The sequence below is a fragment of the Treponema primitia genome (assembly GCF_046533075.1).
Classification (GTDB): Bacteria; Spirochaetota; Spirochaetia; order Treponematales; family Breznakiellaceae; genus Termitinema; species Termitinema primitia_B.
This window is the reverse complement of sequence record NZ_JAJQRB010000007.1, coordinates 16287-35528: the sequence shown is the minus strand read 5'-3', so window position 1 is coordinate 35528 and position 19242 is coordinate 16287. Positions and strand designations below refer to the sequence as shown.

Annotated in this window: 15 protein-coding genes; 8 read left to right on the top strand and 7 right to left on the bottom strand. The window is 51.1% G+C overall.

What is annotated here, in order from left to right:
• Positions 1–2 precede the first annotated feature (2 nt).
• Genes ftsY through LQZ19_RS01180 form a run of 6 tightly spaced genes read left to right on the top strand, consistent with a single transcriptional unit; the run spans position 3 to position 7686 of the window.
• Positions 3–881 carry a signal recognition particle-docking protein FtsY gene (gene ftsY, locus LQZ19_RS01205; protein ID WP_411045806.1) on the top strand — a complete coding sequence of 293 codons (879 nt, stop codon included), beginning with the start codon at positions 3–5 and terminating at the stop codon, positions 879–881.
• Positions 874–2079, top strand: coding sequence for a hypothetical protein (locus tag LQZ19_RS01200; RefSeq protein WP_411045805.1), 1206 nt, complete (start codon positions 874–876; stop codon positions 2077–2079). Before ftsY ends, LQZ19_RS01200 begins: the two co-directional genes overlap by 8 nt.
• Entirely contained in the window at positions 2079–3413 is a 1335-nt protein-coding gene (locus LQZ19_RS01195; protein ID WP_411045804.1) for an ABC transporter permease, read from the top strand. Before LQZ19_RS01200 ends, LQZ19_RS01195 begins: the two co-directional genes overlap by 1 nt.
• The gene (locus LQZ19_RS01190; protein WP_411045803.1) at positions 3406–4128 is read left to right on the top strand and encodes an ABC transporter ATP-binding protein; all 723 of its coding nucleotides are present in this window, start codon (positions 3406–3408) and stop codon (positions 4126–4128) included. Before LQZ19_RS01195 ends, LQZ19_RS01190 begins: the two co-directional genes overlap by 8 nt.
• The gene (locus tag LQZ19_RS01185) at positions 4125–5390 is read left to right on the top strand and encodes an FtsX-like permease family protein (protein ID WP_411045802.1); all 1266 of its coding nucleotides are present in this window, start codon (positions 4125–4127) and stop codon (positions 5388–5390) included. Before LQZ19_RS01190 ends, LQZ19_RS01185 begins: the two co-directional genes overlap by 4 nt.
• A gap of 10 nt (positions 5391–5400) precedes the next feature.
• Entirely contained in the window at positions 5401–7686 is a 2286-nt protein-coding gene (locus LQZ19_RS01180; protein WP_411045801.1) for a hydratase, read from the top strand.
• Here the strand turns inward: LQZ19_RS01180 and carB are convergent, their stop codons facing one another.
• The 4 genes from carB to carA all read right to left on the bottom strand — a co-directional run bounded on the left by carB (position 7687) and on the right by carA (position 13113).
• A complete protein-coding gene (carB, locus tag LQZ19_RS01175; protein ID WP_411045800.1) occupies positions 7687–10905 on the bottom strand; it encodes a carbamoyl-phosphate synthase (glutamine-hydrolyzing) large subunit in 3219 nt (1072 codons plus the stop codon).
• Positions 10902–11375, bottom strand: a complete 474-nt coding sequence (locus tag LQZ19_RS01170) for a hypothetical protein (protein ID WP_411045799.1) — start codon at positions 11373–11375, stop codon at positions 10902–10904. Before LQZ19_RS01170 ends, carB begins: the two co-directional genes overlap by 4 nt.
• Complete coding sequence (locus tag LQZ19_RS01165) at positions 11372–11761, bottom strand: GxxExxY protein (RefSeq protein ID WP_411045798.1); 390 nt, start codon at positions 11759–11761, stop codon at positions 11372–11374. The genes LQZ19_RS01170 and LQZ19_RS01165 overlap by 4 nt, the downstream gene beginning before the upstream one ends.
• Before the next feature lie 233 nt (positions 11762–11994).
• Positions 11995–13113, bottom strand: coding sequence for a glutamine-hydrolyzing carbamoyl-phosphate synthase small subunit (carA, locus tag LQZ19_RS01160; protein ID WP_411045797.1), 1119 nt, complete (start codon positions 13111–13113; stop codon positions 11995–11997).
• Positions 13114–13522: 409 nt separating this feature from the next.
• Here carA and LQZ19_RS01155 point away from each other — a divergent pair, with 409 nt between their 5' ends.
• Complete coding sequence (locus tag LQZ19_RS01155; protein ID WP_411045795.1) at positions 13523–13741, top strand: hypothetical protein; 219 nt, start codon at positions 13523–13525, stop codon at positions 13739–13741.
• A 254-nt stretch (positions 13742–13995) separates the two neighbouring features.
• Here LQZ19_RS01155 and LQZ19_RS01150 read toward each other — a convergent pair whose 3' ends face one another.
• From LQZ19_RS01150 to LQZ19_RS01140, 3 genes are read right to left on the bottom strand one after another with little or no spacing between them, the layout of a single operon-like run.
• Positions 13996–15096, bottom strand: coding sequence for an HD domain-containing phosphohydrolase (locus LQZ19_RS01150; RefSeq protein WP_411045794.1), 1101 nt, complete (start codon positions 15094–15096; stop codon positions 13996–13998).
• 39 nt (positions 15097–15135) lie between these two features.
• Positions 15136–17316, bottom strand: a complete 2181-nt coding sequence (locus tag LQZ19_RS01145) for a methyl-accepting chemotaxis protein (RefSeq protein ID WP_411045793.1) — start codon at positions 17314–17316, stop codon at positions 15136–15138.
• Positions 17313–17486 (bottom strand): hypothetical protein, encoded by a 174-nt coding sequence (locus LQZ19_RS01140; protein ID WP_411045792.1) that lies wholly within the window; start codon positions 17484–17486, stop codon positions 17313–17315. Before LQZ19_RS01140 ends, LQZ19_RS01145 begins: the two co-directional genes overlap by 4 nt.
• A gap of 354 nt (positions 17487–17840) precedes the next feature.
• Here LQZ19_RS01140 and LQZ19_RS01135 point away from each other — a divergent pair, with 354 nt between their 5' ends.
• A complete protein-coding gene (locus LQZ19_RS01135) occupies positions 17841–19241 on the top strand; it encodes an extracellular solute-binding protein (RefSeq protein ID WP_411045791.1) in 1401 nt (466 codons plus the stop codon).
• The last annotated feature ends 1 nt before the right edge of the window (position 19242 follow it).

Here is a 19242-nt window from a genome sequence, read left to right as displayed (position 1 = left end):
TCGTGGGAGCAGCTAGTTTTACAGATCGTTTAAAAACTTTTTTCGGCATAGGAAAACAGGTTTCGGAAGAATTATTTGAAGATCTATCGGATCTCCTGGTGGAGGGTGACTTCGGCGCTGCCGGAGCGTTTAAAACCGTTGATGCCCTCCGTTTAATTTGTAAAAAAGAGGGAATTTCCGATCCCGCTCAGATGCGCCTGGCCTTGGCGTCTTTGCTTGAAGGGAGCCTCTGTGCGGCGCCTGAAAATTCCGCCAATGACTCCCTGATAGTGATATTGCTCCTGGGAGTAAACGGGGTAGGAAAGACCACCACCGCAGCTAAACTGGCAGACCGGTACCGGTCTTTGGATAAAAAAAAGCCCATCCTGGCTGCGGCGGATACCTTCCGGGCTGCGGCGGTGGATCAATTGAAGATACATGGAGAACGCCTTGGAGTGCGGGTGGTTGCCCACAAGCAGGGGGGAGATCCCGCAGCGGTAGTGTACGATGCCCTGGAAGCGGCTCTGGCCGGGGGCGGGGATATGATCATAGCCGATACCGCCGGACGGATGCACACTAAAACTGCACTGGTGGAAGAATTAAAAAAGATTGACCGGGTGGTTGAATCTAAGGCGCCCGGGGCGAAGTATATACGGTGGCTGGTCCTGGATTCCACCACCGGGCGGAACGCCCTGGTCCAGGCGGAGGCCTTTCATCAGGCGGTAGCCCTGGATGGGGTTATACTGACAAAATTCGATTCCAGCGCCAAGGGGGGGGTGGTTTATTCCCTATCGGCGGAACTCAAGCTTCCGGTAGTTTTTATATGCAACGGAGAACAATACGGGGACATAAAGCCCTTTGATCCTAAGAAATACACGAAGGAATTTATCGGCCTTGAATAAACATGGTGTTAGGGGATCTTTTTTTTGTTTTACCCTGGGTTTTTTTGCTACCCTTATATATGCCGAAGACTGGTATATTTCTAATGCCGGGGGGATGGCCCTGGAACCGGCTTTTTCGCAGTATGCCCTCAGGAGCAAGTATGCTCTTTCGGTGGGAAGCGCGTCCCCGAAGGAACTGCCCGAAAGGCTGCTGAAATACTACGACCCATCATACCGGATAGAAATACGGAACCTCTACGAAGAGGGTGTTGTATCCCGGCGTCAGTGGTCGTTTAGGGATGAAACGGAACTTACAAGGCTTGCGGCGGTTTTTGAGGATGATAATTCGGGGTTTATTGAACTCTACAACACCGATAAGCTTATATCAGAATCGCATCAGATAAATGCGGATGGTTTGGATTTTATTCTGTACTATTACTACAACCGTAATTTTCTTATCAGAACCGAAACCTGGCGTTTCACTCCCTTTCAGGCAGAATCGGAAGAGCCTGCGGCGACGGTCTCCAATGTTCCGGCGCCATTAACGGCACGGGCGGAAGAGGAGGGCATAGAGATGGTTCCCATTCCACAATCCGTGAATATTCCGGTTACGGCGGCAAAAACTCTGAGTGATGGGATCGAAGAACCGATCTGGACAGATTATTATCATTATACCCGTTCCTATGCCCTGCGGAGCGTAGAGCGGCGTTACCTTAACGCACCCGCAGAAGGGCAGGAGGCGGCTTTTTTTAAATCCCCCCAGCTTATCCTTGGGGTCGGAGCGAAAAATGAATTTGTTCATCCCGGTTCTGTTTTTAGTTCTGAATTTTTTGATGATGTGATCGTCAATTCCGGCGATCGGATACTCTACAATACCGACGAGCGGGGCCGGATTAAGAGCGAAATTCGCCGTGATGAGTTTAACAAGGTATTGGGGGAAGTGATAAACACCTGGTCGGGAGACCGGCTTACTTCGGTGCTTTGGAAATCCGATACCGAGGAACGGCTCATAGAATATGAATATAACAGCGATGGGGATCGCATTTTTGAACGTAACTTTCGTAATGACATTTTGGAGCGGACGGTTCGTCAGGATGGTGAACGGGAAATTGAGGAACTCTATATGAATGACGCCGTGGTACTCCGTGCTATCTGGGAAGACGGCCGTAAAATATCTGAGGAACATGTCCGGCCGGAATCCGCCCGGAAGGAGGAATAATGGCTGGGCAGGGCTGGATAGGATTTGTCGCGATCCGTTACTTTCGGGGGCGGCGCAGGAATACTCATTCACCGGCGCCGGTTTTGGCCATACTGGGTATTGCCACAGGGGTATTGGCGCTGACGGTTATCATCGCGGTGATGAACGGTTTTCAGCTGGGGTTCATTGAAAGTATCCTTGAAATATCATCGTACCATCTGCGGATCGAAGCGTTCCCCCAGGATGGGCGGGGTGAAATGCTGGGGGAAAAAATCAGCGCCCTTCCTGCAGTTAAAGCGACAATTCCATTCCGGGAAATTCAGGGCATTATCCGCGGGCAGCAAAGGGGACATCACGGAGCGGTGGTCCGCGGCCTCCCGCCTGATGCAATGGAACGGGATGCGGGGATGGCGGAAAAGCTGGTTTTTGAAAGGGGCTCTTTCAATTTGGAGGATCGGTTTTCCATATTGCTGGGGGCTGAACTGGCGAGGCGGCTTGATGCGAATATTGGGGATTGGATCACCCTGGTTTCTGTTTCAGGGGAAGACTTTTTTTCCGGCGACGAAGAGGATGGGGGCGGGGCGGATAATTCCCGGTTTCTTGTTAAGGGTATCTTTCGCTCGGGCTTTTACGAATATGATTTGAGCTGGGGCTTTATCAACATAGAACGTTCCGCCGAAATAAGCGATGAAGATCTTCTCCTGGGGATCAAGCTGAAAAACCGCTGGCAGGATCGGGCCGGGATAGAACAGATCCGGAAGGTACTGGGCGATCCGATGATGCTTAATCTTCATGTTTCTTCCTGGCGGGACTATAACAGGGCTTTTTTTGGCGCCCTGCGGACAGAAAAACTGTTCATGTTTGTGTTAGTGGGGCTTATCTTTATTGTTGTGGGGCTGAATATCTTTCAAGCTCAGCGGCGCAGTGTCCTTGAACGCCGCGAAGAAATCGGTCTTCTCCGGGCTGTAGGCGCCACGGATATGGCGGTACGGCTGATCTTTGTCTGGGATGGGGTTATCATTGGTATCGCCGGGGCGGGTATCGGAATGCTCTTGGGGCTCCTTATCGCCTGTAACATAGCAGCTTTTTTCTCTATACTGGAATGGGTAGTTAATTTCTTTATCGGTATTCTTAATGTGGTTACATCACCCTTCCTGGGTTTGGAAGCCGCAGGCGAGGGTTTTGCGATTTTTTCACCAACGGTGTTTTATATAAAAGAAATCCCCTCCCGGCTTATCCCCCATGAGGTGCTGGTTATATTTTTATTTGGTCTATTCTCTGCACTATTGGCGGCATGGTTCGCTTCGGGAAGGGTCTCCCGGACAAGACCTGCGGAGGTACTGCGTTATGAGTAATATTGTTCAGGATGATGAATCAATCCTGGTCCGGGTTAGGGATCTTGTTAAGACTTATACATCCGGTACGGAAACTCTTCATATACTTCAGGGTATTGGGTTTGATATTAAACGGGGAAGCTCCGTGGCGGTGACCGGTGAAAGCGGCAGCGGGAAAAGTACGCTCCTTAACATTTTGGGGGGACTTGATCGCTGCGATTCCGGATCTGTTTTTGTTGGGGGCGCTGAAATAAGGGGCCTTACGGAATCTGCTCTCAGTTCCTACCGAAGCCACCGTGTGGGCTTTATTTTTCAGTTCCATTATTTATTGAAGGATTTTACCGCTCTGGAAAATGTGATGCTCCCCGCTTATATCGCGGGGATGAAGAAAAAGGATGCCCTGGAAAAAGCCCGGCTCCTCCTTGAGGACGTAAAGCTGGATGATCGGATACACCACTATCCATCCCAACTTTCCGGCGGTGAGCGGCAGCGGGTTGCGGTGGCCCGTTCCCTGGTGAACGATCCCGACCTGGTACTGGCGGACGAACCAACGGGTAATCTGGACGCTCAGAATAGCGCCATGGTGGCGGAACTGCTCTATGCCGGAGCCGGGAAATGGGGTAAGACACTTATGGTTGTTACCCATGATATCGGGGTGGCTGAACGGGCGGAAGTCCGCTATACCCTGGTAGGCGGGATACTTCGCTTTGGTCCGCAGACGGGCGTACTGAAGTGAAAGCCGGCCCCATTAGTTTTATTGGTCTGCGTTACCTCCTTGGAAGAGCCCGGGAGGGAGGCCGCTATCTCAGGGGCGCTGCGGGCGGTATCGCCCTGAGCCTCATTCCGATTATTGTTACTCTCATGGTGGCGGATGGTATGATTCGGGGCATCACGGACCGATATTTAGAACTTGGAACCGGCCACATTCAGATCTACAATTTTACTAATGCGCCGGAAGTTGAAAACACTAAACCTGCGCTGGATAATCTTCCGGGACTTCGGGGTGCATGGCTTGAACGCCAGGGTCTGGGGGTACTGGCGGGTAAAAATGGAAAGACCGGAGCTACCATCAGGGCTACGGAAAGTTCTTTTTGGGAAGACGATGGAAGCAGCCGCTTTTTAAAAACTATTTCGGGAAGTTCAAAAATCGAGGATCCCCGGGATGTAGTTTTGGGTGACGCCCTGGCGGAGAATCTGGGCCTAGAAGTGGGGGACACCCTGCGGATAATGACTCTCCGCCTTGGTTCCGACGGCAGGAATATCCCCAGGCTTTTTCCTTTTACAATTAAGGGTATTGTTTCTTCCGGGTACCGGGAACTGGATTCCCTCTGGTGTATCGTGGGTTACGAAACGGGGAAACGGATCCTGGCGCCGGAATTGTCCTCATCCTATCTTATGGTAAAGATCAACGACCCATATAACGGAATTGATGATGCGGTCTACGATATCTATCAAAGACTTGATCCCGGTTACGGGATCTATACCTGGAAGGAACTCCAGCGATCCCAGTACAGTTCCTACGAATCTACCAGGCAGCTCCTTCTCTTTATCATGGCCCTGGTGGTGATCGTGGCCGCAGTAAATGTGTCTTCCGCTACATCCATGCTGGCCATAGAGCGGCAGCGTGATATTGCGGTATTAAAGGCCTTTGGTACACGGCCCAGGGGTATTAGCCGAATCTTTATCTGGGGGGCTTTCCTTACCGGGCTTATCGGGGGTATCATTGGTATCGCCCTTGGTCTTGGGATTGGTTCCGCCATAAATCCAATAATCCATGGGCTTGAAAAGGCCCTAGGCTTCTTTTCCGCTCTTTTCCACGGAGGGGAGGTTAAAATACTGGACCCGGGTTATTATTTAGAAAATATTCCCCTGGTTATTGACTGGAAGGCAGTTTTGATTATTGGCATTGGTACAATCCTGGCGTCCATACTGGCATCCTGGATTCCCGCCCGCAGGGCCGGTGCTATTCCGCCGATAGAATTATTGAGGAAGTACTAGGAGGTTTTTGATGATAACATTACTGAAAAGCGGCGTATATTATTACGATGGAAAGCTTATTGCGGATGACGAAGCGGGGGCCGCTGAAATAAAGCGGCTTGGAAAAAGCTTTTCCCGGAAAGCGGGGCAGAAGGGAACCATCTCCTATTCAATACTTTCCGCCCATAACAGCGGGGACGATCAGAATTTAAAAATTAAATTTGATTCCATGACCTCCCATGATATCACCTATGTGGGGATCATCCAAACTGCCCGGGCAAGCGGTATGGAAAGTTTCCCCCTTCCCTATGTGATGACAAACTGTCACAACACCCTTTGTGCGGTGGGCGGAACCATCAACGAGGACGACCATGTATTCGCCCTTTCTGCGGCGAAAAAATACGGCGGCATCTATGTGCCCCCCCATATGGCGGTTATCCATTCCTACAACCGGGAAATGATGGCGGGCTGCGGAAAGATGATACTCGGATCGGACAGCCATACCCGCTACGGCGCTTTGGGAACCATGGCTGTGGGCGAGGGCGGCGGTGAGCTTGCCAAGCAGCTTGTGGGCAGGACCTACGATATTCCCTATCCTGAGGTAGTTGCGGTCTGCCTTACCGGTACTCCCCGGAACGGCGTCGGCCCCCAGGATGTGGCTCTTACGATTATTGCCGGGGTGTTTAAAAACGGTTATGTAAAAAACAAGGTGATGGAATTTGTCGGTGACGGAATAGGGAATCTTCCTGTGGATTTCCGCAACGGAATTGACGTGATGACCACCGAGACCACCTGCTTGAGTTCGATCTGGAAAACCGATGATCAAGTACGGGATTACCTTAAAATACACCAGCGGGAAGGGGACTACCGGGAATTAAAGCCCGCCGACGGCGCTTATTATGACGGGGCAATTCTGGTGGATCTGTCGAAGATTGAACCATCTATCGCCATGCCCTTTCACCCAAGCAGTGTTTATACGATTCGGGAACTAAAGGAAAATGCCGAAGATATTCTTGCAAAGACCGAGGAAGAAGCAAACAAGGCCATAGGCGTACCGGGTATCGCCATAAATCTGCGGAAAAAACTGCGGGGCGGCGAATTGTATGTGGACCAGGGCATTATCGCCGGCTGTTCCGGAGGGACATTTAACAACATCATGGCTGCGGCGTATATTCTTGAGGGAAGATCCACCGGAGACGGCGTTTTCTCCCTCAGCGTATATCCGGACAGCCAGCCGGTTTTTGCGGAACTGGTGAAGAACGGCGGCATAGCAAAATTGATGGGCGCCGGAGTTATCGTGCGCTCCGCCTTCTGCGGTCCCTGTTTTGGCGCCGGGGATACGCCGGCAAACGGCGAATTCTCCATACGCCATACTACCCGCAATTTTCCCAACCGGGAAGGGTCAAAGCCCGGCGAAGGGCAGATCGCCTCGGTAGCCCTCATGGATGCCCGTTCCATAGCGGTCACTGCGGCCAACGGCGGAAGACTAAGCGCCGCGGGGGATGACGATGTATACAACCACCGCCCCGCTTATTTCTTTGACCGCTCCATCTACGACAAGCGGGTCTATGATAGTACCGGCAAGCCGGACGGAAAAACAGAACTGGTGTTCGGTCCTAATATCAAGGATTGGCCCGCCATGCCGGAGCTTACGGAAAACCTATTGGTACAAATTGTTAGTTATATTACGGACCCCGTGACCACCACGGATGAGCTTATTCCGTCCGGGGAAGCAGCATCTTACCGATCAAACCCGATGGCCCTAGCAGAGTTCACCCTGAGCAGACGGGACCCGGGATATGTGGGGAAGGCTAAGGCGGTAAAGGTCCTGGAGGAGGGGCGGCGGAAAGCTGCGGGGCCGGTTCCTACGGAAATTGAAACCCTGTATGCAAAGCTAAAAACTATCCCCGGCTGCGGTAATACGAAAGCGGAACAGGCGGGCATAGGCAGCGCCATCTACGCCAATAAGCCCGGGGACGGTTCCGCCCGGGAACAGGCCGCTTCTTGCCAGCGTGTGCTGGGCGCATCGGCAAACTTCGCCCTGGAATACGCTACCAAACGGTACCGGTCTAACCTGATCAACTGGGGCATACTGCCCTTCCTGGTAAAGGACAGCTCTGCCTTTAAGACCGGTGATTGGCTATTCGTACCGGGGGCCAGGAGAGCTCTTCTGGAAAAGACCGATACTTTTCCGGCTTACGTACTGGGTTGTAATACAGATCGTATTACAACAATAGAACTATCCCTGGGAGCGCTCACGGACACGGAACGGCAGATACTGGCGGATGGGTGTTTGATTAATTATTACAAACACTAATTATACATATTCTTCCCAGGCCTTAATCTCCAGTCCCTTGGATCGGAAGTCGCTCAGGGCATCGATGAACTGACGGGCCACCTTGATATTGGTGAACAGAGGTATGTCGAAGTCCACCGCCATGCGCCGTATGATATAATCGTTCTTCAATTCTGTTTCCCTGTTGTTCTTAGGGATATTGATGATCATATCCACTTCCCGGTTTTTGATAAACTGCGCAATGTTAGGCTCCTTTGATTCCAGGGGCCAGTTCAAAGGCTGGGCCTGTACGCCGTTGGCGGCCAGAAATTTTGCGGTACCCCGGGAAGCGCAGAGTTCGTAGTCCATTTTTACCAGGGCCTTGGCGGAGTCAAGGAAGTCCAGTTTGTCTTCTATGGGGCCGGTGGAGAGGAGTATCCGCTTCTTGGGGATGCAGTAACCCACGGAAAGCAGGGCCTTCATGAAGGCGTCGTTCAGGTCCGTACCGATACAGCCAACCTCGCCGGTGGAGGCCATCTCCACGCCGCTCACGGGATCTGCGCCGTGGAGCCGCGAAAAGCTGAACTGCGCGGCCTTGACCCCAACCCAGTCCAGGTCCAGCGCAGAGGAGGGGGCCTTCTGTACCGGTTCGTCCAGCATGGCCCGTACCGCCATCTCGATCATGTTCACCCGGCTGACCTTAGAACAGAAGGGGAAGCTCCGGCTTGAGCGGAGGTTACATTCGATTACCCGTACCCGGTTGCGCTGGGCCAGAAACTGAATATTGAAGGGACCGGTGATGTCCAGGGCTTCGGCGATCTGGGAACTTATCTTACGGATCTTCCGTACCGTCTGGAGGTAGAGACGCTGTGCGGGCAGTACCACCGTGGCGTCTCCGGAATGAACCCCGGCATTTTCCACATGTTCGGTGATGGCGTGGAACAGTATTTCTCCCCGCTTGGCCACCGCATCGATTTCAATTTCCTTGGAATTTTCGATAAACTTGGAGATCACCACCGGATGCTCCGGGGATACGTCCGCCGCAAGGTTCAGGAATTTTTCTAAGGTTTCATCGTCCCAGGCTACGTTCATGGCGGCGCCGGAGAGCACGTAACTGGGCCGGATCAGCACCGGAAAGCCGACCTGGTCTGCAAAGGCCTTGGCGGAGGGCAGGTCCGTAAGCTCCTTCCATTCAGGCTGTTCGATCCCCAGCTTATCCAGGAGGGCGGAAAACTTGTTCCGGTCCTCCGCCATGTCGATGGAGGCAGGGGAGGTGCCGTAGATCAGGACCCCCGAATCGTAGAGCTTGGTAGCAAGGTTGTTGGGGATCTGGCCGCCCATGGAGAGGATCACCCCCTCGGGCTGCTCACGCTCGTAGATGTCCAGGACCCGTTCCAGGGAAAGCTCCTCAAAATAGAGCCTGTCGCACATATCGTAATCGGTGGATACTGTTTCGGGGTTACAGTTTACCATGATGGAGTAGCGGCCCAGTTTTCGTGCGGTTTCTGCGGCATTAACGCAGCACCAGTCGAATTCCACGCTGCTTCCGATCCGGTAGGCGCCGGAGCCAAGAACCATTACCCCCCGTCCCGATGGGGTTACATCGTCGGCGGCGCCGCTCCCCGCACCGGAACTTCCGTAGGTCATGTAGAGGTAGTTGGTTTTGGCGGGATACTCCGCAGCTAAGGTGTCGATCTGTTTGATCTGGGGCCGCAGTCTGAATCCCTCACGAATACTGCGTATCTGCATCTCCGTCTTTCCGACAAAGTCTCCGATGCGAGCGTCCGAAAAGCCAAGGCTCTTCGCCCGGGCGAGTATTTCCCGGTCTAAATTATTGGTTCCCAGGGCGCGCAGATCCTTTTCCGCAGCAAGGGCATTGGCAATCTTGTAGAGGAACCAGCGGTCTATCTTAGTGAGCCGGAAGATCCGTTCCACGGTCCAGCCTTCCTGGAGGGCGCGGTAGATGATGAAGATACGCCGGTCCGTGGGCTTAACCAGGGCGTCCCGGATATTCTCCAGGCCGCTTCCGCAAAGGGCGTCGTCCCCGGCGAGGCCCGGCGCGCCGATGCCGGTCATGCGCAGGGCCTTTTGCAGGGCCTCTTCGAAACTGCGGCCTATGGACATAACTTCCCCAACGGACTTCATCTCCGAACCGATGCGGACATCGACGTTCTTGAATTTCAGGAGGTCCCACCGTGGCACCTTGACCACGCAGTAATCCAGCGCAGGCTCGAAACAGGACTTGGTAACCCGGGTGATCCTGTTTTCGATGTCCACCAGCGAATAGCCCAGGGCAAGTTTTGCCGCCACAAAAGCCAGGGGATAACCCGTAGCCTTGGATGCCAGGGCGGAGCTCCGGGAAAGCCGGGCGTTAACTTCGATGATACGGTAGTCTTCGGATTCCGGGTCCAGGGCATACTGGACATTACATTCCCCCACGATACCCAGATGACGGATCACCTCGATGGCGATGCGCCTGAGTTTATGGTATTCGGTATCGTTTAGGGTTTGTGAGGGGGCCACAACGATACTCTCGCCGGTATGTATCCCCAGGGGGTCGAAGTTTTCCATATTACAAACCGTAATACAGTTATCGAATCTGTCCCGGACAACCTCGTACTCAATTTCCTTCCAGCCTCCGAGCCATTCTTCAACCAATACCTGGGGCGCATGGGCAAAGGCCCGGTCACAGCGGCGTCGTATGTCCCCCTCGTTCCGGCATATCCCCGAGCCTGATCCCCCCAGGGCATAGGCGACCCGGACCATCACGGGGTAGCGGATTTTCTCCGCCGCCCCGACCGCAGCCTCCGTGTCGGTAACAGCGATACTGCGGGGCGTTAGGGCGCCGATCTCGTTGAGCCGCTTTACGAACAGCTCCCGGTCCTCGGTATCTTCAATAGTCTTAATCGGGGTACCCAGTACTTTGACCCCGTATTTGTAGAGGGTCCCGTCCCGGTCCAGGGCTACCCCGCAGTTCAGGGCGGTCTGCCCGCCGAAGGAGAGGAGTATGCCGTTGGGCCGTTCTTTTTCGATTACCTGTCTGACATAATCCGGAGTTACGGGCAGGAAGTAGGTGGAATCCGCCATGCCTTCGCTGGTCTGAATGGTAGCGATATTGGGGTTTATCAGCACGGTGGTGATGCCCTCTTCCCGCAGGGCCTTCAACGCCTGGGACCCGGAATAGTCAAACTCTCCGGCTTGGCCAATCTTCAAGCCACCGGAACCGAGGACAAGAACTTTCTGGATCTTATCATTTTTCATTTAACAAATCCTTCATAAGAATATTTACTACAGAAGACACGGAGGAAGACAGAGAGAAAAACACAGAGGACACGGAGGGGGGCACAGAGGGGGGCACAGAGGACACGGAGGAAGACAGGGAGAAAAACACAGAGGACACGGAGGAAGACACAGAGGACACGGAGGGAAACACAGAGGACACGGAGGGAAACACAGAGGACACGGAGGGAAACACAGAGGACATAGAGGAAGACACAGAGGACACGGAGGAAGACAGGGAGAAAAACACAGAGGACACAGAGGAAGACACAGAGGACACGGAGGAAGACAGAGAGAAAAACACAGAGGACACGGAGGAAGACAGGGAGAAAAACACGGAGGACACGGAGGACACGGAGGACAGAGAGGAAGACACGGGAGAGGGATGCCATTCCCTCTGTGTTCTCTGTGGTATTATCTCTGTGCTCTCTGTGTTTTTCTTCATTCTTCATTCATCCTTTTCGATTTCATTGATTACTCTTTTTATGCCATCTTTTAGCATTGAAGCGTTAAAATTGATTAATAGCCCGATTTTAAAACCACCTAGTTTTAAATAGGTAAGAATCTGCGCCAAGTGAATGGAATGTAATTTTTCAACACTTTTAAGTTCAACTACTATTTTATTTTCAACCAACAAATCAATTCGATAACCACAATCAAGATTTACTTCTTCATATTTTAGAGGTAAGGTTTTTTCCTTTTCGACCAATAATCCTGACTTTTTAATTTTATAAAAAAGACATTCCTTATAAGCGTTTTCTAACAAACCGGGTCCTAATGTACGATGTATTTCTATTGCCAATCCAATTATTTTTTCTGTTATTTCATTTTCCGTCATTTATGCCTCTTATATATTTACCACAGAGGAATATATTTTTCTTCCCTCTGTGTTCTCTGCGTCTCCTCCGTGTGCTCTGTGTTTTCTCTTCATTCGTATTCCTTAATCGAATATTTACCACAGAGATCACAGAGGAAGAACACAGATGCCGCAGAGGAATATATTTTTCTTCCCTCTGTGTTCTCTGTGTCTCTCATCCGTGTTCTCTGCGTTTTTCTTCATATTGTTTTCCTTCATATTGTTTTCTTTACCTGATCCAGAAACCGGTCTATGAGAAATTCCGTGTCCCGAGGCCCCGGGCAGCCTTCGGGGTGGAATTGTACCGCCGAGAAAGGGTGTTTGACGGAGCGGATGCCCTCAATGGTATTGTCGTTGGCGTTGATGAACCAGGGTTCCCAGCCCTTGGGGAGGGTTTCTCCACGGACCGCATAGCCGTGGTTCTGGCTGGTGATATAGCAGCGATTAGTTTCGGTATCAATGCAGGGTTGGTTCTGGCCGCGGTGGCCGTAGGGGAGTTTGTAGGTGTCCGCCCCGGCGGCAAGGGCCATGATCTGATTCCCCAGGCAGATGCCGAAAATCGGCTTGCCCTGGTCAAAGGCCCGGCGGAGGGTGGCGATAGTTTTATTGCAGGCCTTGGGGTCCCCGGGACCGTTGGAGAGGAAGAGGCCGTCGTATTCAATATTCCGGAGATCCGAATCCCAGGGTACGCAGATAAGCTCCACCTTCCGGGAAAGGAAACAACGGAGTATGTTAGCCTTGGCCCCGCAGTCCACCAGGGCTATACGGGGAAGCCTTTCACCTTCCGCTGTTCCGGGGGATCGGTATCGCCTAATTTCCTTTGGGGAAACATCCGCCACCGGGTGGGTGATAATCCCCGAATCCATGGTTACGTCCCGGCTCCCTTCCACCAGAATCTTCCCCTGCATAACCCCGTGTTCCCGCAGCCGTTCCGTGAGGGACCGGGTATCAATACCGTAGATACCGGGAACATTGTTTTTTTCGAGCCAGCTTGTAAGGGAGGCGCCGGAGGCGAAATGGCTGGGTTCTGCGCAGGCCTCGGCCACCACAAAACCCGAAACCTGGACCAGGGGGGATTCAAAATGTTTGGGGATGCCCTGTTCATCGTAAAAGGGCTCTGCGGTTTTCGGCTTTACCGGAACCCCGTAGTTTCCCATCAAGGGGTAGGTGGCCACCATAATCTGGCCGCGGAAACTGGGATCAGTTAGGGACTGGGGGTAACCGGTCATGCCGGTGGTAAAGACCACTTCCCCCGCCTGGGACCGCGCCTTCCCAAAGGACCACCCCGCAAATTCCGACCCATCCTCTAAGACAAGTCTAGCCTGTTTTTTCATTCCAGCCTCCGTTTCTTATAATACACGGTTTATCATTTTTTATGCAAGTGAGCTGAAAAATTAGGAATGAGAAATGATAAAATACGGATTATGTGAGGTAATTCAGGGTAAATTGAGGTAAATATTGATATTTTGTTCCTAAAATGGGATGAAGTCCGGACTGTGAAAGTGTTTTTGGTGGCAAGTGAATTTCGTACTCTTTCGGCAAAGACGGGGGTAGGGAGGGGCATCCCCGATCGAGCACGCATGTAGAACCTGCTTGCGGAGCCCCTTCGGGTCTCCTCCAGCAGAGAATTCCATATGTGCTCGATCGGGGATGCCCCTCCCTACCCCCGCCATTGTCAGTTAGCCCCAAGCTTAGTTAGGCAGCTTCCGCCCCTAAACAATGCGCCAAGCTTAGTTAGGCGATATGTCGGCTCTTGGGAAATACGCTCAAACACAGGCCAATCGCACAGGCGCCGGTGGGGGCGGGGAAGCCACGCTGCGGGATATTCTGGAATTCTCTGCCGGAGGAGACCCCGCAGGGGGCTCCATAGGCAGACTCAACAGGCATCCCGCAGTGGGGATTCCCCGCCCCCACCGGCGTTTTTCCGATATGCCCGGCTCCCGGGCCATGCGCCAAACTTAGTTAGGCGTACCCGGTTTCATTACCGCTATATCCGTTGCGGTTACCGGAATGTGACACCGGCGGGAGTGGGGAGGGGTGTCCCTGACTGCATGTATATGGAATTTTCTGTCGTAGTAGACCCGCGCAGCGGGGCTGCGGAGACAGGCGCGGACCGTAGGTCCGATACATGCACATGCAGTCAGGGACACCCCTCCCCACTCCCGTCTTTGCCGATAAATCCGTAAGGTTGCGAAACACTGTGACCCTTTAGTCAATTATACGGCCACCACATAGTTTGTTACATTTTCCCTCAGCATCTCCTTTTCCCTGGTTTGACTTATTTCGTCGAATTCGCCTGAGACATGGGCAAACAGATCCACCAGGATCGGATCAAAGTGGGTTCCCTTACCGTTCATAATAATGCTTACCGCTTCCCCATGGGTAAGCGGCGCTTTATAGGGCCTTGTGGAAATAAGAGCGTCGTATACATCCGCTATCGCCATAAGCCGGCCCTGCAGGGGGATGTTCTCCCCCGATAAGCCGTAGGGGTATCCGGTTCCGTTCCATTTCTCATGGTGGGTTCCGGCAAAGATCTTGGCGTGCTTGAGGAAACTGTTTTCCGGGGTATGCCGCTCAATTTCATCAATGATATTTACCCCAAACACGGTGTGGTTTTTCATCATGTCGAATTCATCATCGGTCAACTTTCCGGGCTTGAGCAAAATATCATCCTTGATGTGGATCTTGCCCAAATCATGTAATTGGGAAGACTGGAGCAGAAAATCCCGGTTCCAGGATTGAATTTCCTCAAGGTACATTTTCTGCTCTATCAGAGAGTCAAGGAGAATTTCCAGATACCGCCGGGTCCGTTCCACATGGCCCCCGGTGATCTCGTCCCGGCTTTCCACCAAATCCGCCACGGTTTTTAAAACCGAGTTCTGCATATCCAGAACTGTTTTTGTAAGGCTGCTGTTATAGAACAGGAGCTCCCTCTTCTGGGATTCTACCAAAAGATGGAGTTCAATCCGTTTAAGCAGCAAGGGAGGAGACAGGGGCTTAGAGATATAGTCGATGGCTCCCAGGGTCAAACCTTCCAGTTCACTGCCGGTATCGTTTTTGCCGGTAAGAAAAATAACCGGTATATCCGCAGTGGCAGTGTTGGCCTTGAGTCTTTTTATTACCTCATAACCGTCCATCCCGGGCATATCAATATCCAACAGTATTAAATCCGGGAATATCCTCTTAAGGAGGATAAAAAGCTTTTCTCCCGAAGGAACGGTAAAAATATCGTACTTTTCCCCCAGTGTAAAACTGCCCAGAGTTAGGGTGGTGATATTGTCATCCACTAAAACAATTTTTTTCCGTGCGTTGTCCATTTTGTTTTGGGTTCTCCCGGCCCCAATAGTATAAATCTTTTATGCAACTTTAAACTTCTCCACCTCGGCTACCAGGGTATTGATTTGATCCCGGTTATCTACGCTGATTTCATTGACCCGGTGTACGGCTACGTTAATCTGGGTTGCCCCTGCGGCCATCTCGCTCATCCCGTTGGAGATTTCCTGGGTTACCCGTCCAAGATTTTCGCTCTCGGATATAACTTCCTTGCTGCCCTCAAGCATTTCTATGGAACCGCTCTTCACCATCTGGGTAATTTCATTCAGCTGACCGATGGCTTCCAGGATCTGCCGGCTTCCGGTTTGCTGTTCTTCCATGGCGCTCTTGATGTTAGAAGTCTGATCCGATACGGTTTTGACTTCCATATCAATAGTTTCAAATTTGTTTAACGCCATATTCGTCGAACCGACGATCTTTTCGATTCCTTCTTTTATCTTTACAAGAACTTCGGATATGGTTTTTGACTGTATAAAGGAAGATTCGGCAAGTTTTCGGATCTCATCGGCCACCACCGCAAAACCCTTTCCCGCGGTGCCCGCATGGGCGGCCTCAATGGCGGCGTTCATGGAAAGAAGATTGGTCTGGGCCGATATATCCTTCATTACCGCGTTAATCTGCAGGAGACCCATGGATTCCTTGGCAATTTCCTGTATGTCCAGGGAAACGGTCTGTACCGCGTTTCTGCCCAGGTGTGACGATTCGGCAAGGTGCTGAACATTTTCCGCGTTCCTGATCAGGGTTTGGGTAACGCTTGAGATGTTGGCAAGCATTTCCTCAATGGCCGAAGAAGACTGGGATACACTGGCGGACTGATCTTCCACTTGGTTGTTCAGTTTGTCAATGTTTGTTGTTACCTGATTCATGGTAGAACCGGTTTGGGTAACACTGGCGGACTGATTAATGACCTGTCCTTTAATACTCTCGATATTGGAAGTAATCTGGTTAACCGCCGCCGCAGTCTCGGTCATATTGGTAGCGAGTTCCGTACCGATGGTGGAAAGGGCGGAAGCCTGGTCCTTAATGGTGATTACCAGATTTTTTATCTTGTCCAGGGTCATGTTAAAAAAGTGGGCCATGGCGCCGATTTCATCGTTACTGGACACATTGAGCCGTTTGGTAAGATCCCCTTCGCCTTCGGAAATATCCTTAAGCATGGCGGAAATCTTTACAATGGGCTTTGTTACCCCTGAGGCTACAAGGTAGATGATCACCGCCGATATTATTATAAAAGCTGCCGCGATGAGAATGGTAAAAAGGGTCATCTGCCGTATGTCGGCCAATATGGTCTCTTCAGAAACTGACATCATGATGGTCCAGGGATTGGCGGAAGTACCGATAGCTATCGGATGCAGGACCATGCGCAGGTTAATTTTTAACACCGGGGAATATTCCCGCAGGTGGGTTATTTTACCGTTTTGTATTACTTCGTAGGCCGTGTCGATTTCTTTGGTGTAAAGAGCGGCATCGGCTTCGTGCATATCCTTGCCAACCCGTTCCGGAACAATACTTGCCAGGACAGTCCCGTTCTTGCTATATACCGACATAACGTCAATCTCATTGTTGTTTTTGAGAATATTTTCTACATAGTCCTGCAATCCGTCTATGTTAACATTGATGCCCACCACTCCCACTACTTCATTTGTCCCATGGGCGATAACAGGCACAGAGATATTAAAGATATAGGCGTGTTTTCCATCCACGAGCTGGGGTTCAGGTTCGTGAACTTCCTCAGCGTCTGCGATTGCGGTCTGATAATTCTTCCATGTTTTATGCTCGATTTCCCCTGAAGCCCGGCTGTACCATGAAGCGTACTGGCCCTTGTCGGTATAGCCGGTCTGTCCGGCGAATTCGGCGTCCATGCCATCCAGGACATTGGGTTTCCACACGGAGTATATGCCGACAAAGTGGGAATTCGAATCCAGGATGGCTTCCATGGTTTCATTGTACCTGGTACGCCGTACCGATGGATCCACCAACTTGTAATCCCCCATGATATTTGCCAGGGTCTTTGCGGTCTGGAGGTAGGTTTCCTCCCGGCGCTGTATGTCCTTTGCCTGCTCTGCAGCCAGGCGTTCGGTACTCTTGAGAGCCGTGGCCATCTGGGTACTTGTGGCCTTGTTAAGCAGGACGATAGATATGGTGGCTACGACGGCTACCAAAACGGCGATGACGATTATACTCAATCTAGCTTTAAGTTTCATAGCTTCCCCCCGGGAAAATTCGTTAATTCGCCAAGGACTCCACAGGTCCTCTTCTCAAAAAAAGCTGTTTTCATGACCGGCTTATTATATCTGGCAAAAAGGACTCTAAAATGAACTCCCCTTTCCCTTACTATAATAATTTTTTTGAATAGCAAAATATTGCTGCTCATTTTCACTCCTTTGAACCTTCTCAATGGTTCTGAATCTTGTTGCTTAACTTATATCCAGGACCAAACAATTACACAGCAGTATGTTTTTATCATTTTTTGTAAAAAACGAAGTATCCTTTTTCATAATATGAATGTACCGGATAAATTAAATGAAAGACGATAGCCTTAATATGAATATACCGGATAAACCGGATACGAAAAAAATGCCTTGGTATGAATGTATCGGATGCTCCGGGGGAACTGGTATGATTGTATCAGGATGGAAAAGGGGATTATGATATAATCGTATCATGGAAAAAATTCCGGTTTTTAAGGGGGTAGATGATTTTGGACGGGCTTGATATACTCCAAAGTATGGGTAAAGCTAAAAAACGTTGCTTCGGGCGGCAAGGGATTTATACTCGTTTTCCCATAGTTTTACTAGGATATATAGGTTTTTTTACCCTATCCTTCTTTTCTCTGTCGGGCTGCCAAAATCCCGATCGGCCCAGTCCCAAAAACCCGGTTAACCTTACCGTATGGCATACCTATGTACGGCCCATGGACTTCGGTTTTAAGACCCTGATGGACGAGTTTAACGATACCATCGGCAAACGGGAAGGGATTTTTGTCACCATTACCTCCACCGCAGATGCATCGAATTTAAGTGAAAAATTGTTTGCGGCAATCGAGGGCGATCCCGGTGCGCCGGAAATCCCCGATATGGCGGTGGTGTATCCTCCTATAGCGGCTGCCCTTGTCAAAAAAGGGCTTATAATGGATTTTGCTTCCCAATTCAGCGCCGATGAGATTTCCCGCTATGTAAACGATTTTGTTCAGGAAGGAACCATAAATGGCACACTCTACCTTCTGCCCATTTTAAAATCCACCGAAGTCCTATACCTCAATAAAACCATTTTTGACCGATTTGCCGCTGAGGTTCCCGGTATTAGCCTGGAGCGGCTTGAAACTTTTGAAGGTATTATCGAGACGGCGGAAAGGTACTATCAGTGGTCAGGGGGTAAAACTTTTTATTTCCCCGATCTTTTGTTCAATTTTACGATGATCGGCATGGAACAGATGGGCGAACATTTTGTGCAGAACAGGAAACTCAGGGTGAACTCTCCGGCTTTCGAGCGGATTGGGAACAATTATTACGAGAGCGCCGTTAGGGGATACACCGCAATTTTTAACAGCTTTGGCAACTATTTAGCAATGACCGGAGAAGTGGCCTGCGCTACCGGTACCTCTGCGGCGGCCATCTATTATCCCGATTCCATCACCTACAAGAATAATATCAAGGAAGCGGCGGAATTTATCGTATTGCCCTTTCCCATTTTTAAGGGCGGGGAAAAAGTCGCGGTCCAGCGGGGCGCCGGTATGTGTGTCATAAAGTCTACGCCCGCAAAGGAATATGCCGCCGGTGTATTCCTGAAATGGTTTACCGCTCCGGAGCAGAACCTCAGGCTTACCGCTTCTACCGGGTATATTCCGGTAACGAAGCAGGCTTTTAAGGATGTCATGGAAAATCGCCTCCAGCCGATTGAAAATGCCATGGTAAAAAAGGCATTCCTGACCACCCTGGTCATGCAAAAGGAATATCGTTTTTACGTCCCCCCGGTATTTGACGGCTTTGATGTACTGCAGAGTCAATATATAGAAGAAATTCAAAAAATTGCAAAGGCCGCCCGGGAAGAAAGAATACAGAATGGTATAAGCAGCGAAGCGCGGAACAAGCAGGATCTTGCCGCGTTTATTGCCGCCTTTGGGAATTAAC

Bases quoted from the DNA above. Each gene is read 5' to 3' on its own strand.
- LQZ19_RS01145 (WP_411045793.1), bottom strand. From the start codon at position 17,316: ATGAAACTTAAAGCTAGATTGAGTATAATCGTCATCGCCGTTTTGGTA.
- LQZ19_RS01155 (WP_411045795.1), top strand. From the start codon at position 13,523: ATGTCGGCTCTTGGGAAATACGCTCAAACACAGGCCAATCGCACAGGC.
- carA (WP_411045797.1), bottom strand. From the start codon at position 13,113: ATGAAAAAACAGGCTAGACTTGTCTTAGAGGATGGGTCGGAATTTGCG.
- LQZ19_RS01170 (WP_411045799.1), bottom strand. From the start codon at position 11,375: ATGAAGAATGAAGAAAAACACAGAGAGCACAGAGATAATACCACAGAG.
- LQZ19_RS01135 (WP_411045791.1), top strand. From the start codon at position 17,841: ATGGGTAAAGCTAAAAAACGTTGCTTCGGGCGGCAAGGGATTTATACT.
- LQZ19_RS01150 (WP_411045794.1), bottom strand. From the start codon at position 15,096: ATGGACAACGCACGGAAAAAAATTGTTTTAGTGGATGACAATATCACC.
- LQZ19_RS01180 (WP_411045801.1), top strand. From the start codon at position 5,401: ATGATAACATTACTGAAAAGCGGCGTATATTATTACGATGGAAAGCTT.
- LQZ19_RS01140 (WP_411045792.1), bottom strand. From the start codon at position 17,486: ATGAGCAGCAATATTTTGCTATTCAAAAAAATTATTATAGTAAGGGAA.
- carB (WP_411045800.1), bottom strand. From the start codon at position 10,905: ATGAAAAATGATAAGATCCAGAAAGTTCTTGTCCTCGGTTCCGGTGGC.
- LQZ19_RS01190 (WP_411045803.1), top strand. From the start codon at position 3,406: ATGAGTAATATTGTTCAGGATGATGAATCAATCCTGGTCCGGGTTAGG.
- LQZ19_RS01195 (WP_411045804.1), top strand. From the start codon at position 2,079: ATGGCTGGGCAGGGCTGGATAGGATTTGTCGCGATCCGTTACTTTCGG.
- LQZ19_RS01165 (WP_411045798.1), bottom strand. From the start codon at position 11,761: ATGACGGAAAATGAAATAACAGAAAAAATAATTGGATTGGCAATAGAA.